The organism is Priestia megaterium (genome assembly GCF_041941685.1).
Classification (GTDB): domain Bacteria; phylum Bacillota; class Bacilli; order Bacillales; family Bacillaceae_H; genus Priestia; species Priestia megaterium_C.
In genome coordinates this window covers 90,496-107,346 of the sequence record NZ_CP130961.1, presented here as the reverse complement: position 1 = coordinate 107,346, position 16,851 = coordinate 90,496, and the positions used below count along the sequence as shown (strand labels likewise).

At 33.0% G+C, this 16,851-nt stretch carries 14 protein-coding genes; 8 read left to right on the top strand and 6 right to left on the bottom strand.

Annotation, left to right across the window (positions count from 1 at the left end):
- Window positions 1-1,015: 1,015 nt before the first annotated feature.
- From Q5794_RS29120 to Q5794_RS29110, 3 genes are all read left to right on the top strand, one after another.
- Window positions 1,016-1,870 (top strand): transcriptional regulator, encoded by an 855-nt coding sequence (locus tag Q5794_RS29120; RefSeq protein WP_374989430.1) that lies wholly within the window; start codon window positions 1,016-1,018, stop codon window positions 1,868-1,870.
- A 203-nt stretch (window positions 1,871-2,073) separates the two neighbouring features.
- Window positions 2,074-2,364, top strand: coding sequence for a hypothetical protein (locus Q5794_RS29115; protein WP_374989429.1), 291 nt, complete (start codon window positions 2,074-2,076; stop codon window positions 2,362-2,364).
- Between the two features lie 441 nt (window positions 2,365-2,805).
- Window positions 2,806-3,645 (top strand): hypothetical protein, encoded by an 840-nt coding sequence (locus tag Q5794_RS29110; RefSeq protein WP_374989428.1) that lies wholly within the window; start codon window positions 2,806-2,808, stop codon window positions 3,643-3,645.
- A gap of 1,869 nt (window positions 3,646-5,514) precedes the next feature.
- Here Q5794_RS29110 and Q5794_RS29105 read toward each other — a convergent pair.
- Complete coding sequence (locus tag Q5794_RS29105) at window positions 5,515-6,207, bottom strand: DUF1796 family putative cysteine peptidase (RefSeq protein ID WP_214986410.1); 693 nt, start codon at window positions 6,205-6,207, stop codon at window positions 5,515-5,517.
- Between the two features lie 293 nt (window positions 6,208-6,500).
- Here Q5794_RS29105 and Q5794_RS29100 point away from each other — a divergent pair, with 293 nt between their 5' ends.
- The gene (locus tag Q5794_RS29100) at window positions 6,501-6,767 is read left to right on the top strand and encodes a hypothetical protein (protein WP_225519293.1); all 267 of its coding nucleotides are present in this window, start codon (window positions 6,501-6,503) and stop codon (window positions 6,765-6,767) included.
- Between the two features lie 981 nt (window positions 6,768-7,748).
- On the opposite strand, the gene Q5794_RS29095 is transcribed toward Q5794_RS29100, so the two are convergent.
- Window positions 7,749-8,780, bottom strand: a complete 1,032-nt coding sequence (locus Q5794_RS29095) for a YheC/YheD family protein (protein WP_374989427.1) — start codon at window positions 8,778-8,780, stop codon at window positions 7,749-7,751.
- Window positions 8,781-8,924: 144 nt separating this feature from the next.
- On the opposite strand from Q5794_RS29095, the gene Q5794_RS29090 reads away from it, so the two are divergent.
- Window positions 8,925-10,148, top strand: coding sequence for an ATP-grasp domain-containing protein (locus Q5794_RS29090; protein WP_374989426.1), 1,224 nt, complete (start codon window positions 8,925-8,927; stop codon window positions 10,146-10,148).
- Window positions 10,149-10,407: 259 nt separating this feature from the next.
- On the opposite strand, the gene Q5794_RS29085 is transcribed toward Q5794_RS29090, so the two are convergent.
- The 3 genes from Q5794_RS29085 to Q5794_RS29075 all read right to left on the bottom strand — a co-directional run bounded on the left by Q5794_RS29085 (window position 10,408) and on the right by Q5794_RS29075 (window position 12,400).
- Window positions 10,408-10,731 carry a hypothetical protein gene (locus tag Q5794_RS29085; protein ID WP_374989425.1) on the bottom strand — a complete coding sequence of 108 codons (324 nt, stop codon included), beginning with the start codon at window positions 10,729-10,731 and terminating at the stop codon, window positions 10,408-10,410.
- Window positions 10,732-11,290: 559 nt separating this feature from the next.
- The gene (locus Q5794_RS29080; RefSeq protein WP_047933830.1) at window positions 11,291-12,040 is read right to left on the bottom strand and encodes a hypothetical protein; all 750 of its coding nucleotides are present in this window, start codon (window positions 12,038-12,040) and stop codon (window positions 11,291-11,293) included.
- A 147-nt stretch (window positions 12,041-12,187) separates the two neighbouring features.
- A complete protein-coding gene (locus Q5794_RS29075; RefSeq protein ID WP_271995927.1) occupies window positions 12,188-12,400 on the bottom strand; it encodes a hypothetical protein in 213 nt (70 codons plus the stop codon).
- Between the two features lie 1,495 nt (window positions 12,401-13,895).
- On the opposite strand from Q5794_RS29075, the gene Q5794_RS29070 reads away from it, so the two are divergent.
- Both Q5794_RS29070 and Q5794_RS29065 read left to right on the top strand, forming a co-directional pair.
- Entirely contained in the window at window positions 13,896-14,051 is a 156-nt protein-coding gene (locus Q5794_RS29070) for a hypothetical protein (RefSeq protein WP_374989424.1), read from the top strand.
- Window positions 14,052-14,683: 632 nt separating this feature from the next.
- Window positions 14,684-14,776 carry a YjcZ family sporulation protein gene (locus tag Q5794_RS29065; protein WP_074684410.1) on the top strand — a complete coding sequence of 31 codons (93 nt, stop codon included), beginning with the start codon at window positions 14,684-14,686 and terminating at the stop codon, window positions 14,774-14,776.
- Between the two features lie 804 nt (window positions 14,777-15,580).
- Here Q5794_RS29065 and Q5794_RS29060 read toward each other — a convergent pair.
- Window positions 15,581-15,790 (bottom strand): YppG family protein, encoded by a 210-nt coding sequence (locus Q5794_RS29060; RefSeq protein ID WP_214988568.1) that lies wholly within the window; start codon window positions 15,788-15,790, stop codon window positions 15,581-15,583.
- 275 nt (window positions 15,791-16,065) lie between these two features.
- On the opposite strand from Q5794_RS29060, the gene Q5794_RS29055 reads away from it, so the two are divergent.
- Window positions 16,066-16,788, top strand: a complete 723-nt coding sequence (locus Q5794_RS29055; protein ID WP_374989423.1) for a class I SAM-dependent methyltransferase — start codon at window positions 16,066-16,068, stop codon at window positions 16,786-16,788.
- Window positions 16,789-16,851: the final 63 nt, after the last annotated feature.

Genomic DNA, 16,851 nt, shown 5'->3' with positions numbered 1-16,851 from the left:
AAAATCCCCCATATTTTTCTAAACTATCACTAAAATATCATAAAAGTGATACTGTGTAAATTGCATGTTTAAGAGCAGCCTGTCCTTTCAATTTAAATATCACGCAAAATTAGTGATAGTTCAGGAGGAATTTTAACCCTAAAAACATAACTCAACCTCAGTTTATTACCTTATATCTTAATTTTGGTGCGCAAAATTGGTGATACTTAAAGCATGTCTACATTTATCACGCAAAATTGGTGATACTTAAGCCGGATCTGCATTTATCACGCAAAATTGGTGATATTTATAAACGTATAGGGATAAATACGCAAAATTAGTGATAGTTCGCGCAAAATTAGTGATAGTTTTACGCAAAATTAGTGATAGTTTTACGCAAAATTAGTGATAGTTCGCGCAAAATTAGTGATAGTTCGCGCAAAATTAGTGATAGTTTATGCTTATAAATGCTGTAATATAAGGATCTACAGAGGGCCTAAAACAATAAAACAATAAAACAAATATATAAAACAATATATAAAACAGGAAAACAACCGTAGTGTGTTTTATATTTTAAGATTATTATTGTTTAGAGAGAAAATCTTAATCTAAGAGTAGTTACTTTAACAGCGTATCCAATTGAAGTGATTTTAATCATAAGTGAAGGGAGGTTATATTATTTTACTGAGGACTTGGTGAATTTTTATTGAATTACAAGATTAATAGACGTTATAATAGAGTCAACAAAACAGTCCGGAATATAAAAAGACTCCAACGTGTGCAAGTGGTGCGCCAACACCCTTACACCGTTAACCCTAAAAGGCCTAGGGAAAACACCTGTCGAAGTCTTAATACATAAATTTAATTACGCCTTTATTTTATAGGATAATTAGATTTATTTCAAGGGCGTAGTCTGTCAAAAAATCCGACATCGTTTTCCTATTTTATGGGATGCGATGTCTTTTTTTGTTCCTGAAAAGGAGAGGATAGACTGATGTCTACTACGCGGATGCTTACGGCAAAAGAATTTGATTATATGAAAAGTTATCAGAGTTTCATAGAAAACCGTTCTCAACATCAATCATTGAAACGAAAATTACTTAAGGAAATTATTAACCTTTATGGAGAAAAATTTTATCGTCTCCACGAAGGAACTAGAAAAGCTTTAGACCGGCTTTGTTGGTTTGCTGCGGAGAAAGGATTTTGCTTTCCTGGTAATACATATTTAGGTAAAACATACGAAAAGTCAAAAGGAACAATTGATCGTCACCTAAGTGAGCTTCGAAAGCAAGGACAAATTGTTACAGTTTATCGACGTTGTCCTCGTAATAATGGAAAAGGCAGTCCTGTACATCTGTTTGTAAATCATCCTTATTTCAAATATTGGGTGAACTATTTACAACTCAATTTGGCTAAGAATGTTGAAACAGATGTTAAAGCAGAAAAAGACGTAATCCCTTGTGAGAGTAAGAAAGAGCTCTCTAAAAATTCTTCTACCTATAATTTATCTTTAAAAGATTTAAATAAATACATACGTAAAGAAGATACAAGTATTAAACTTTCACAGGATTATGTACCATCTTTTATTCCGAAACCGTTCAAACAAGCAGTAGCTCCATTCTTTGGGAATGCAGATGATATTTATAGCTTATGGGGAAAAGTCCTGCTAGCTTATAAAATTAGTGGCTTAGAAAAGCCTATAGAAGACTTAGTTTCTATTGCTGTGCAAGGTTTTAGGGAAACTCTTTTCGCTTACAAAAGAAAACGAATAAAAACTGTCTTTGAAGCCTACTTTTTTGGGACATTAAGAGGTTTATTTAGTGCTGAACGTAGACGGGAGGTTCGGCAAAATTCCGTTAATCCTTTATTTTTTAATTTTTTAGAAGCATAATTTTGCTTCTTATCTTCTTGCTTAGTATAGAATCCTAGGAGTTTGTAAGTAGGTAAAGAGTTAACATAATTATTATTCTAGATATCAATATTTTAAAATTAATTTTCTTTAAGTACTGTTAAAAAATAGTCTAATTCAATAAGACAAGCATACAATCACCTTTGCTATCAATGAATAAATTATAAAGATAAATAAAAAAGAAGGTGATTACAATAAAAAAATACGATGGTGAATATAGTAAACAGTTAAATAATAAACAAAAAACAAAAAAATGCAAAAAAGGGAAAGTTTGTATTAATATCAACATTTACAACCATGCCGAAACTGGAGGACAAATTAGTGGTAATGGAGGACAAAACGCTAATCAAGGTGGTCAGATTGCCCAAACAGGTGGACAAAATGCCAATCAAGATGGTGTGGTTGTTAGAAAATGTGGCAAAAAAAATAAAGATAAAAAAGTGAAAAAAATTAATTTCGAAGATAATATGAAATAATTAGACTGCTTCCTGAGCTGAGGAGATACTTTACTTATGGGTGCTGAAATTACAATAAGCATCAATTACAGAGTTAATATTATTTTTAGTCCTATTAGGTGATTACAAATGGATACTAAAAGAAGAGAATAAACTTTTGATCTTGAGTAAACTACACAAGGTGCCCTGAGGTATCTATCACTTTGCTTAATTAGGTTTAGCGCAGAAAAAACCCCGACTGCACAAGGGGTTTTTCTGTTTTTTAGTTGTATACTATATCCAATTAAGGAGGGTAAGTTAGGAGCAGTGATGCCCCTGCCTCCCATAGGAATTGTGCGGGTCCCTTTTAAGACACATTGGTTCAAAAATAAAGGGGAAAGAAAATGATAAAAGAACATTTTTTAAGTGTACAAGCAGCCTTTCATTTATTGAATAAGATATGAAGTAAGTCATAAAGAAAGGGTGATAAAAATAGTTAAGAAAAATAAAAGTCACGTGGACAATTATTGCTTTAATCCCCAAAATCGACCGGGACTTCCATCGGCTCTTACCGTCAATTTGGCTGTTGTGGGTGATAGCCATGTAGGATTTGTAAATAGCCAAAGTATGTTTAATAATCTTTTACAGAACGTGGTGAATAGTGGTAACAAAAGGTATGTTATTTTTGGGGGAGATGATGTACATGCTGGAGGAGTTTCAACAGCAGAAGCTACAAGACGTTACCAACAATTTGCAAGTATAATAAATAATGTTTTAGGAACAAATATCCCCTATAGATCATCTATAGGAAACTGGGAGGATTCTACTACAGATTTATTTAGAAGGTATATCAATCCCTATTTAACTGGATATGTCGGTATTCCAGGAACGCAGGGACTGGTACGGCATCTCTGGCTAGATAACGCTAATCGAAGATGGAGCCAGGATAGCTTAAATCTACTACGAAGTTTAGATCCTAATTATTATTATATTATCGATTTCCATTGGCCGTTGAGAGTTCCTGGAATAACTAATGAAATACATGACGACCATCTTATGACACAGGGAGAAACAGATATGTTTTTCAATGCAATACCTGCCAATGTGAGAAATAGAATCTTGGCTATTTTTACTCATCATGCACATAAACTTTTTTCAAACTCAGTTCCTATTAACCCTAACTTTTCTAATACGCCATTATATGTGACAGGATGTTCAGGTGATTATGCATGTAAGTCTGTTGATAGAGGCTATTATGACCTAAACTTAACAATCCAAAATAATATAGCCACCCTACAGACTACGCCAGTAAGAGTCCAGTAGCTTGTAGAGTCAGGAACTGAAAAAGAGCTTAATTGTAGACTACCCTAAGCTCTTTTTTCTATGGAAAATATGTTAGTTTTTTATTAGAGAACATTAAATCCTGGGATTATATGGCCGCCCAAAGGCGGATCAACTTTTAGGCGTTCCTAATGTGTGACTAATGCGGAACAGTTTCTATTAAATCTCTTTGTAATAGTCAGTGCAGCTATATCTAAAGGAAGTTTTCTTCTTAAATAGCATACTTTAAATGTATTGAATAATAGAATAGTAACGTTTCTATCTGTTATTAATCAAACTTATAACCATGCTTTTCTAATTTGATACACCATTTTCTAATATTGCTGGAAGTTGTGTTTAGCCGTCTGGTCATTTCTTGAGCATTTGCTGTATTCTGCTTGATATCCATAGTTGGTCTCCGTTCCTAATGTGTGCATCTTGTATCTCCCTACGACACAATTTTACTTCAATAAATCCGGAAGATACCCCTCTATCTCTTTTTACTTAGCATGATTTGAGTATGTAAAAAAGCAACCTCGGCTAGGCGGGATTGCTTTCTAAGAGATAGAAGAATTAGGGGGCTTGCTTAACTTAGTTTAAAAAGGCTTAATTGAACGTTGTTTCCAACACTATCACAGGTGATTATCGTTGTAACGGGACCTTGTATAGTTATATTTCTTAATTCAAGTATCGAGTTGTCTAGAATAGATAGAATAGTATCTCCAACAATTGGTTTGCAACCTCGGCCTTCTGCTTGAGTAATTTCAAGTCCAAAGTTAGCTTGTTCGAGTGGAATAATGCAACAGTAGGAAGGTGAGGAAATGCACCTGGGTTTGGACCAAAAACAACTGTGTTATCGGTTATTACAAAATTCACTCTATAATCTCCTCCATTTTCAATAAAGATAGTGGTGGGATTTAACAGGGAGACTCCTCCAGCAATCGGTCCTTCCATATTAAAAGGAAATGCAGTTCCAGTTAGTACCGTTACCAGAATAGTATTATTGAAAAAGTTACCGTAAGCAGGGCAAGACTTAGGTGGGGACTTTGGATATGAGAATGAACAAGAACAAAGCTGAATACAACAAGAGTCATGCTTTCTTTTTTTTGCTTGTATGCTTGACCTTTATTAAATGGAGATATTTATATGATGTAAACATTAATAAGTTTTTGTAAAGGAGATTGCTTTAGACTAGAACGCAGCATATATATAAAGGACAGACTTTTTATACATCTTCCTTCCACCTGGATCCTGGGAAAAATCCGTTATATCAGGGATGTATAAAAATTGTTTAGTCAAAAAATCTATTCTTCCTGAGAATCCTTGTCTTGGTGAACAAGGGTTCTTTTTTGTTAAAGATTATAAAAGAGCTGCAAAAAAATACATCAGCATACCAAAATGAACTGAAACCAAAAAGTTAGGTACTTCATTTAGGCAGCTGTTGTACTTGTCAATGCATGATTTCCTCCCAAGTCCTAAGGTGGAGTACTATGAATATAGGGAGGAGCTGGTTTTAATTTTTGTTTACCTTCAAATCCTCTTATACACAATACATATTGAAATACACCTTTTCCTTCTATACCAGGTCTACTGGCTTATTCTTTAGTTGTACTCTTTTATTTTCAAAGAAATTAAAAAGAACATGTGGTTATAAGGTGAAACCCCTTAGATTTAAGAATCTATAGGGCGGTGAGTCTTACGTAGGGTTTACTTTACTAATCATATATGGTTTTTATGACTACCTAGAAAGACCATTATGGTAACTTGAGTTGAAATCCTCTTATGATACACATTAGGTACTTAAAAATGAAATTAAGCTCACTATGATTTGTGGGACGAATTCCTGTCTAAATTATTATACTTTATAAAAGTTTAATCTATTAAAGTTATTCCTTCTAATAGAATATTCCAAATGGAAGGATTAGTACCATTTTCGCGAGAAACCTGAACCCAACAAATACCATCTTCAGCTGTTCCAAAATTCATATCCTTCACGCCCTGTAAGTCATCATCAACGGTTTCTATTAACAGAATATTAAAGTTACCATTAGTCATTTCAGCTAATATAGATTTTAGTATGACTATATCTTGATAATTTGTTGGCATCCATTCGTGTCGTATAAACAAGGTGCGTTGACTTTGTGCAATTTGATTAAGGAATGTTTGGATGCGATGATTTAATCTTACTTTATAGGAAGGATATTGTAGAAACCATTCTTGGTTCGGGATTATTGGGAAGTCATGAACAGAGTCGATGTTATATTGGGTATCTGTAATATAATGAGCTCTTACTGATTCATGAGTTCCAAATTTAAAAATAGGATATCCATTGTCGTCTATATAATTAGCTAATATATCTTTTTCAATCACATTTTCTAATTCCATAAAACCTTGAAATTTATTTTTTAGTAATTTATTTACATCAGAAAGAAAAGGGGTTTGAACCCAATCAAGTGGGAATGAATGCCTTCTTAAATTATGACGTTCAGAATAAAGTGCTGGACCACACCAACTCCCTAAGCCTGCTACTAAATTATAAGAGCCTCGCAGAGTTTGTAAATTCATACTAATCACTCCTATGCTTTTTTATATTATATAGGGGAGCATTCTAAATTGATTGGACAAGACAGAATATATTTATAATATTTTCAGATTTAAATGGTTTTTCATAGATTGAAATTTAAATTCCATACCCTAAGATTGGAGGGGCGTTTGTACTGCATATTTTATGGTATCCAAGAAAAGCGAACAGGATTAAATGGGTCATTTTCATAACTATAAATAAGCTTTTGGCTTGTACTAAACTTAATTTTTTTCATAGTATATATTATTCCTTATCTTTTTTAGGAGGTGATTTCATGTCTAATGGCCATACCTTTGAAGGCAATGTTAACTCAAGTGATAACATTACGCCTTTAGAAGGAGCATCTTCAAATGATTTCGATTTTAATGGTTTAAGAAGAGGAGATCGGATTCAAATTTTTTCTTTTGGAAACCAAATTGATGGAAATGGTACTTTTATTCATGTACAAGATGGATTTCTAATTTGGACAGATAGCTCGGATAATATTAATACAACCAGTTTAGATGCTATTAGTATCAGCAGGGTAACTGGAACAGCTTAATTTAGAAGAGTTTCAAAAATGTATTGGATAAAGCTCTTTAAAGAACTTTATAATAAATTTAAGAAAGAAGGAGCATTCTATAAGCGAATGTTCCTTCTTTTATAATTTTAGGCAACAAAAATTAAGGTACGACAAGCAGTTGCTACTATATATTAGGGCAAAAGCCACTAGTTTAGACGCAAAAAATATTCATGTCAAAAAACGTTGGCTTGGTAACGGATTTGAGGGTTACATGAGAAAGCGCCGAAATAGAGAATCGATACACGGTCTGGAGCACTGTTAGGGAAGATAAGTAAGATGAATGACAGTGAAGGTTTGTAAGCTTCGTAAATGCGAGCTCAGGACAGGACACAGATTTGTTTACGTATTGGCAAGAGAGAAGGTAGATACATAATACTCCTGTCATACGTCATGTATCTTGCCTGGGGTAAAGAATCTACTTAAGCTGATTGTATCTATAGGATGATGAACTCAGTAACCCCCTTATTATATGAGTAGGGAGACTGTACAATCAAATGACGTGACAGGGTATAAAGAATACAAGAGAAAGTGAACACCGGTATATGGAAAGTGAACAGAAAAGCATAAAACTGCATGAATACTATTTTCCTTATGGACAAACCCATGATAGATCTGAAATGAAGCTGACCTCTTGCTGGTCCCTTATAGGTACATAAGGTTGTGGCTATTCTCTGATGAAAGAAAGATGCTGTTATGTGTACCTCTATTTGGAGTATGGGCGTACGTTTTATCTACCAACACGGTAGGATGAGGAGACGATAAAAAAACTTGCTATGGGAGGCAGGGGCAATGTTGCCCCTAACTTACTCGACTTGGTATGGCTAGATAAAATCTATAGAGTAAAATAAAAAAACTATCCCCATGCAGAGGCATGTGTTTTCACATCATTAAAAATTATTTATTGAATTGAAGTCCTATATTAATTAATAATGCTTATATTTCTATATAAATAAATTTCAGCTAATATTTTTTATTTTTATCGGCTAGATATTGGGCATATTGAAGAGTATTCCTTACTACATCCAATTCAACATTCATAATGACAGGAGGGCCTGGTCTCCAATTCACCTCAAAAATCCAAAGTCTTCCTTTTTCATCGAGTCCTACATCAATTCCTAACTCGTCAAATAGTATATCCTGGTATAGAGATTCAAAATGGTTAGAAAAACTTAAAGCAAATTGTTCAAGATGCTTTTGGACATTATAGTAGTTATCTCCAAATTCCTGTTTTAAAAAGATATCCGGAATACAAGTATAGCCACCGTTGCCTAGGTTTGAAGCTATACTACCCATTTTACCTATCCTTGGATATATAGACGTAATTAACCAATTGCCGTTTCCGCCTTTTTGTACATGTAATCTAAAATCATATACATTCCCTAATTTTGTCTTACATGTTATAAATTTTTGTACTAAGTAAGTGTCCTGTTTTATATGACTATCGATAAACTTTGCTAGTTGATTTTCACTAAATATGGAGTCCTGTTCATCTTTACTAACTTTATAACTGTCACCTATCTTTTCTATATAGAAAATACCAGCCCCTTGATGCCCGGATAAGGGTTTTACAATTATTTTTGTGTAGTTTTCCGCCATATTTAGCAATACTCTATAATTAGTTAATTCTGAAGTAGGAATAAGGTACTGATTAAATTTTTTAGCCTTATTCACTTTGTTATAAACAGTTAATTTATCCCCAACGGAGTGACTGGTAAATGGAATTATATTCCTTAATTCATCTACTATATCTGCTGCTTTATCACTTATAGGGGGGCTGGCATTATAAATAACATCAGGATAAGGATATCTTTTCTCTATCCATTTTCCTTTTTCGTATGTTTTACCTAAAATAGTACGTTTTTCCAAATTAACTTTCCCTGGAGTGAAATAAAAAAAATCTATACCTTCGACTTTTGCTACTGCAGCGAAAGCATAAGCTTTTCTAACATTTATTGGGTCCTTACGATGATGAAGCATGCCGATTGATGCCATAGCAATCATCCTTTCTTCTACTCTTACTTGTTTAGGTATATTCATCAAATTAGTATATTATTTACATTTGGACGAACCTTGGTTGTCTTTTTTTATATCATAGAGTGAGAGAACATTTTTGATCGGATAGGATGAGGGATATTTATGGATACTATTGTCTTTATTGAAACAAATAAATCAGGATCGAGTCGGGAAGCAATTAAGGCAGCAAATAATCTTAATTTCTTTACGGTTTTGTTAACTTGTAGAAAAAAATTTCTTAAAGATCGAAGTGAATTTCCAGATGTGCATGAGATGATCTTTACTGATATAAATGATTATGATAATTTAGTCACGATAATCGAAAAATTAAAAAAAACAAGAAAAAATATAAAAGGAATTTTTAGTTTCATTGACCCTTTTGTTTATGTGGCTGCACGTCTGTCAGAGGAATTCTGTCAGAGTGATATATCCACTGATGCAATCTATCATATGGAAGATAAGATATTGACTCGTAATGTGCTAAAGGAATTACCCATTTCACTTAATTATTTAATTTATAAACCAACAGAATCATTATCTTCATTTCTTAAAACTAAAGAGATAAATTTTCCCCTTATTGTTAAGTCCCCTAAATCAACAGGATCAAAGGATGTATTGTTAGCGAAGGATAAGAGTGAGTTAATATCATCTATGCATACCCTTTTAAAAAAGCTACCTAACGAGGAAATCTTACTCGAGGAATACGTAGATGGCCCTCAGTACTTAGTTGAGGTGTTAGTTCATAATGAAAGGGTTCATGTTATTGCGGTAATTGAACAAGAAATTACCCTTTTTGAGCGTTTTATCGTCACTGGTTATTCTTTGTTAGGGAAATTCAATAGTAGCTTATCTCATAGTCTTTTTAATGCTGTTAGTTCCATTATACAGGCCTTTGGGATGAAAAATGGAGCGTGTCATTTGGAGCTTCGTAAAGCAACTGAAGGTTGGAAATTAATTGAGATAAATCCAAGAATATCGGGTGGAGCTATGAATCGTATGATTGAAATCGGACATGGAATTAACTTAGTACAAGAGACTATGCAATTAATGATGGGACACGAACCTTCCTTGACTAAAAAGGATTATAAATATGTATACGCCCATTATTTAACAGTTGAGTCTAAAGGAAAACTAATTCAAGTTACGGGAAAAGAACGCAGTTCTAACTACCTAGGCATAGAAGAGGTTTATATAAAGCCTAAAAAAGGAGCAATTTTACAGCCACCTACATCAATGGGGCATCGTTATGGTTACATTTTAGCGTCATCATATTATAAAGAAACTGCTAAAAGAAGAGCTTTAGAGGCAGCAGAGGAAATCTCCTTTAAAATTGCAACAACAGAATAGATACGATGCTGTAGTAGATGCAGTATTATGGGAGTGTTCCCTTTAAACAACACTAAGTTTAACATTGGTCTTAGGGCTTCCTATAGCTGTATTTATATTAAAATAAATCATTGTATATGGTATAGAGTATGAAAACAAGAAAAACCGCTGGGGCTAGGCTAATCAGCGTTTTTTTCTGCTCTATTGCTGTAAGGATTTTCGTAGATGCCTCACGGCATCATCTATAGTTTATTCATTCATATAATACATTTGACTTATGTTACAAGGATCCAAACAAAGTATTAATTTGACGAGTATCATTAGATGCAATACTTTCAATTTGAATAATGTCTTTCTCACTAAACTTAATGTCAAGCATTCTGAATATATTTCTTACAAAACGAAGAACATCAATTATTTCTGCTCTAGTACCTCCAACTACAAGTCTAATAAGATTTTCATTTACATTAATTTTTGTTTGAGAGTAGTCATTAATATTGATTCCTTTTTGAGCAATACTATTTAAAATATAGCCTAAAGTACGATCATTTGTTGTAAATTTAAACTGAGTTCTTATGTTAAAGTTGAATTTTTCATCGTTCATTCTTGTGTTTATTCTCCTTTCATAACAGATACTGGTGGTAGAATACAGAAAGAGTTTAGAAGAAAAAAAGCTACTGGCCTAAACAGTAGCTTTTCCTCTTGTTATACTGGGTTATATGACCTGATATTTAACGAGCTTTTGGATAGTTTGCTCAAATTATGGGTAACATTTAGGGTGAAAAATTAATTTAAAAGCGAGTCCGTAAATCGATTATTTATCACTTGTCCAATCCAGAAGGTTCTTCATAATAATTTCAATCTTTGTTATGACATCCACAACGATGTGTTTTTTTGATCATCTTAGAAAATGTCTTTTAACAGTTTTTCAAAGGCTTTTTGTAGGATGGACTGACAGTTGTTTTTGTGTTCATGTTTTTTTTATGGTATTTACTCACTTTAGTCACTCCTTTTTTTCTCATAATATACTATTCCTTAGTCAAGAAAGTGCTTGTGTACTTGTCCATTAGCATATGAATTCTATATGAAGAAGATTTCAAAATAATTTACTTTAGATATGTTTATTATGTTAACTAAGATTGTATATCATACACAGCTTAAATTTAATCAAGGAATTGAATATAGAAACTATCAGGAGTGATAGTTTCTTTAATTTGAAATCCTCTCATAATACACATTGGACATTCGATAATAAAATGGCCACTTTTTTTAGGATGATAGAAACCGGCGCGGTGGAGCCAGGCATGAAACATAGATCCAGTGAGAAACTTAATATTCAAACCTGAACTATCAAGCTGTGCTGGGTTAACGATAAGAGATAGGGGAACTTGACTTTGTGCTAAAGTAGTTAAAGCAAAGATGGTGGAAGAATTTGCAGGGAATGAAATATTTGAAAAAATTTTTGCCTGGGGAGCCAGTCCAAATCCATTGTCACGGATGAGTCGAGTAAATTGATCCATGGCGATATTAGTAGCGGCTAATCCATTATGAATGGGTAACCCTAGATACCAAGTTGGTCGTAAATTTCTGATGGCGTATAAATTAGTGCAATTTGCCAATTGGGAGATCCCATTATTAGAGCCTCCATTCCATTTTTCAGTTAGATGTTGAAACCATTGAAATAGTACACCGTTAATAGCATCACGAATCCATTGTTGTTGGGCTAAGGTAAAACGGTTATCAATATCAAAATAAATGAAGAGTGGTAAGTCGGATACGCCAGGTGGTTCAGGTACAGGAAAGGCTATTTTTGTGAATGTGCTGGAATAGGGAGGTACTAAGGAGTTTATTTGTAATACATCTTGCAGAATCAATTTCATTATGATTAGAGTTCGTTTTACACTATGAAACATTTTTATTTTATCCTTTCATAGAAGATACTTGTACTAGTAGGGTATGTAACCAAATGAAAAAGGTTTGGACATGGTTAAATACAGAAAAAGCCCTTGTAATTATTGATTACAACGGCTTTTGTTTCCAAATTAAAATAGGGCATTTAGTTAAGCCGTTGTTATAGCCTGAATCTCATTAGCATTTACTGTGACAATATTTGTTCTAGCATTTGTCCCAGTACCTGTTCTAGTAGCAAAAGAAGCTAAATTAGTTGTAGCATTAAAGCTTGAAAATACAAGATTAGTAAGCGTAGCACCGCCTACGACTAAGGTTGGAACTGGTGTTCCAGGATCTAAGATTCTTAATAAGTCCCTAATCATCTTTTGTATCCCCCCTTATTGCAATAAATTAAATATAAATTATGAATTTACATTTGATTTATTATATGTAAATTTCAAGTAAGGGCTTGTACTATTTCATTATTTTAATAGTATTTTTATTTTTTAGAAGGTAGTTTACTGGGAATGAACAACGTATATAATGTAAAATAAAAAAACTATCATGAGAGTAGATAATTTTTTTGATACATAATCTACTTAATGATTATTGATGCCCTAAGGTATCTTGAGTAGCTTTCTTCGTTATCAGGAATTTATGTATAGAAAGAAGAAAAAACTACTTCTTCCCCAGCATAGTTTTTTCTTCAACTCCATAGCAATGGAATGTCCTCTAATGAAAGAGAAGGAGGTTAATGCAATGCTCAATTTATGGTATGCAAAACAATGAAAAAGGTTTGGACAAGCGCTGGTTTTATATAAAATTTGTACTATTTTTTATCTTTTTTCTATAAAATCCATTATGTTAACTAAAAATGTATACGGTGCTTATTTGTAAATAAAAAACACTTTAAAAAAATAAAACCAGTCTAAAGTGTTTTTTATATAGATTGTCCCCATTAGTAATTAAATCTCCTTATTTATATTGTTGAAGAAGAGAATCTAGCACCTTAAAAATGTGTACTAATTACACCATTAGTATCCGTTAAGTTCGTACCATCTACACTGCTTTGATCAAAGATATCGACTCTATCTCCAGTTACTAACTTAAGAATAATAGAAACATTTACTGCATTGGTGAAATTTAGTCCTCACCTGAGAAATCATTATCAGAAGCGATAGCAGGTTTTCTATTTATCCGAATTCCTACCCGTAATCTTTAATCTAAGCTAGGATCGTTAAGACTAAGTGAAATAGTCCAACGGCTGAATATACACCAGCTTTTTTTGCTCTTTCAATTGATGGGTATTCCATTATAGAAATGCAAGATGTTTTGTTCAAAGAAGAGAGCACAATTAAGAACCAGAGACGCAGCCTTCTACAAAAATTAAACATTTCTTCGATGAGAGAAGCGATCGACTTCTATAAAAAAATACCAAGACTTCCCCTCAAAACTTTACAAATTATCATTAAGAAATATTTCAAAAACTCATTAGAACCTCATAAAAATCGAGGGGAATCTGAGTAGACAGTAGGTCAACATAGATGTACAGCATATCAACATCCATATCGATACCAGCTCTACAGTAAGTTTTTTAATACGCTTTAGGTCAACAGACTGGGAATTTTCGTAGTACTACTTTTTTTGAGGTGAAAACAAAGCTATGTGATATCAGAAAACCCTTATGCTCTTCCTTATTCATACTGAAAATTTTAAAATTTGACAAAAAGAAATGATTAAATTGAAGAGCATAGGAATGCCTTAAGTGATTCTAAAAATGATTTAAGGGAGTTAGAGGAAAAAAGACGAGCAGATAGCGAGCAAACAAATAGGCAACTCGAACAGTTGCAAGCCAGCTTTGATAAGCAAGCCGAGCAAATGAAAAAACACATAGAGAGCTGTGATAAAGAAATGATGGAATACATTCGCTCATCACAAAAACAACAGCAACAACATTTACTTGAAACAGCAGCGGCCCAGGAAAAAGGGAGAGAAAATAAAAAAGGCTTCTTTGCTCGTCTTTTTGGGAACTAAGACGAATAAAGAAGCGCTTGTGCAATCTATTCCATTACAGTACCATCGTTTTATGAAATAGAGAAGGATAATTGAGTTATTCTATACTTGTTCACTAATTCCTGTAAAAAAGATTTAAAAAAAGTGCTAGTACTAAGCATAAGTTCAAAGAGCATTTTTAATAAATGATACATGTTCGAAAGATAAGAAACTTTAATAAGTGTATAAAGGTTGCAAACTCAATGATCGTAGCAAGTCAAGATGTACAAAATTATACACAACTATCTTAAATCACACTTCACAAAAACAAAAGAGTCAATATATTATGTAGTGGCTCTTTTACTTTATTATACTTATTTTTGGAGATGGATAGCTTAATTAAACCAAGAGCACTAAAATCATAGTTGCTATTAAAAAAACACCCTTTCATGGCTGATGAAAAGGGTGTTTTTTTCGTAAAAAGTGAAGGATGTAAACAAGCTAATTTTAGAAAGTTTACATAAAGTTTTGTGGGATAAAAACTTATATACTATCTTATTAATATTATGAATTTATGTGTTGCTTATTTTGCATTTTATTCCTATAAAACATTAGGCGAGCAATTTTGCAACTTGTACATATAATAAAGAAAGAATATTGTAGGTGGTGAAAGTATGGGTAACTTTGGAGGCAGCTTCGCTTTATTAGTGGTACTTTTTATTTTATTAGTTATTGTAGGTTGTTCTTGTTTTGGTGGGGGGTACTAAGAATATAAATGACCTGTAAAGTTCGTGGGCCTTATTTTACTATAGGGCTTACGAACTTTGTTTTCCGCCTTAAATCGTTAACCCCTTTGTAAGATTTACATATATAAGTAGTGGATACCGGCGTCCACGTCAGTACATATTAATCATCTTTATCTAGGGGTCATACTTATCTTGGTATGGCTTTTAAAACTTTTTAATTAAGTTACCTAATGTCATGATAAAAGTGATGCTACAAAGAAAGTAAAAGGTTGATATAAACAAATAAAACTCATATAAACATTTTCTATAATTTAACATACACTGAATTATCCTAAGACCCATTATATGTACCCCTTCAGTATTGCAGACTGTTTTCCGCTCTCAGTCTGCTTACATATTCAATCGTCATAAGGACAAAAAACAGAGCCTTTGGGACTCACTTGGGCTCTGTTTTGCAATGATTACCATCCGCCAAATCCATATCCGCCACATTCAGACATATAATAAACACCCTTTTGTATTTTTTATATTAGATGAAAATAATTAGTGGATAGGGTACAGCACATTTTTAGTATATGTCTGAGTGGTTATATGGTTTATCGCTCTTGTAAAATAGGCCTTTGTCCCACATATTAAGCTTTTATAAGTTTCTGAGCTCATATGATCCTTATCTATTAAGGGAAATACGACTTGAGGCAGGGCAGTTCCTTTTTAAAGCTATATCCGACATAATGATCCCCCACTATAAATTGGGTAATATCAGGGGTTTATAGAGGGGGGAATAAAATATAAGGACCTCACAACATTTCTTAAGGAATTATAACGTTATTTTTTTAGAAATTTTGTAATGAAGGGGCTGAACTGATTAAACAATCCCTTCGCTTGCTGCGCAGTACCAGCAATCTTGTCAAAATCTAAATTTCCATCTGATGTACGAAAATAGGACAATAGACTTAGGTTATTTTGTTTTGTATTCGGACGCTGAAATTGATGTGGAAAAAAAGGGTTTATAGGTCGACGTGTTCTTCTATACATTAAATTAAAGATCTCCTTTTAGTTATGTTAATTTTATAATATGTACAAGGAGTAAGAATGATCGCCTAAAATAATAGTTTTAAATAAAGATAACCACTGAATTAAAAAGGCTAGCTTTATTAAGATACTTGGGAATTATGCTTACTAATTCATTGCGGATTTATACAAGTAAGGCAAATCTAAATTTCTATACATCTAAAAAATATTTTATTAAGTTATTACCTTTTACTTTTTTTCTCATACCTTGTTACATACAAAAATAAGAGGTGATTCATATGAAGTATATGGATATGCTTGCCTTACTAGGGGTTGGTGGGGCCCATCCTGGCGGTTTACATTTAACAAAACAGTTGTTAGAAAAAGAGGAAATAAATAGCGATACCTCCATATTAGATATAGGTTGTGGTACAGGACAAACATCCGCATACCTATATTGCAGATATGGATGTGAAATAACAGCATGTGATATAAATGCAACTATGGTACAAAAGGCAAATAAAAGATTTGAACAGTTAAAATTACCCTGCAAGGCTACAATTGAAGATATAGAGGATCTCTCATTTGATAACGAGTCATTTGATATCATTCTGTTAGAATCTGTTGCTGCCTTTACAAATCTTTCCTCTTCATTAAAGGAATGTAAACGGGTGCTAAAAAAGGGAGGAATTATCTTAGCTATTGAAACGGTAAAAGAACCACAAATGACAGAACGGGATGAACGTTTAGTTTCGGAATTTTATCATTTTCAATCCATCCCTAATGAATTGGAATGGGTCGAATATTGGAAAAAGGCAGGCTTTTCCACTGTGGTAAGTAGGCGTGAATATAAAGTGGAAGTGGAAGGGGAAGATGAAGAGCAAAATATTGATTTTGGAACAGAGTTTGATTTATCTGATGAAATCCCTTCAAATGTTTATGATTTACTTGATGATCATGAAAGATTAACTAAAAAGTATCAAAATTTATTAGGATTTCGTATATTTCGTTGTATTTCCTAATTTTCAAGACACTCGTCCAGACATTTAGGACTTCCTTTTCATATCATATCAGATAAAAAGGGG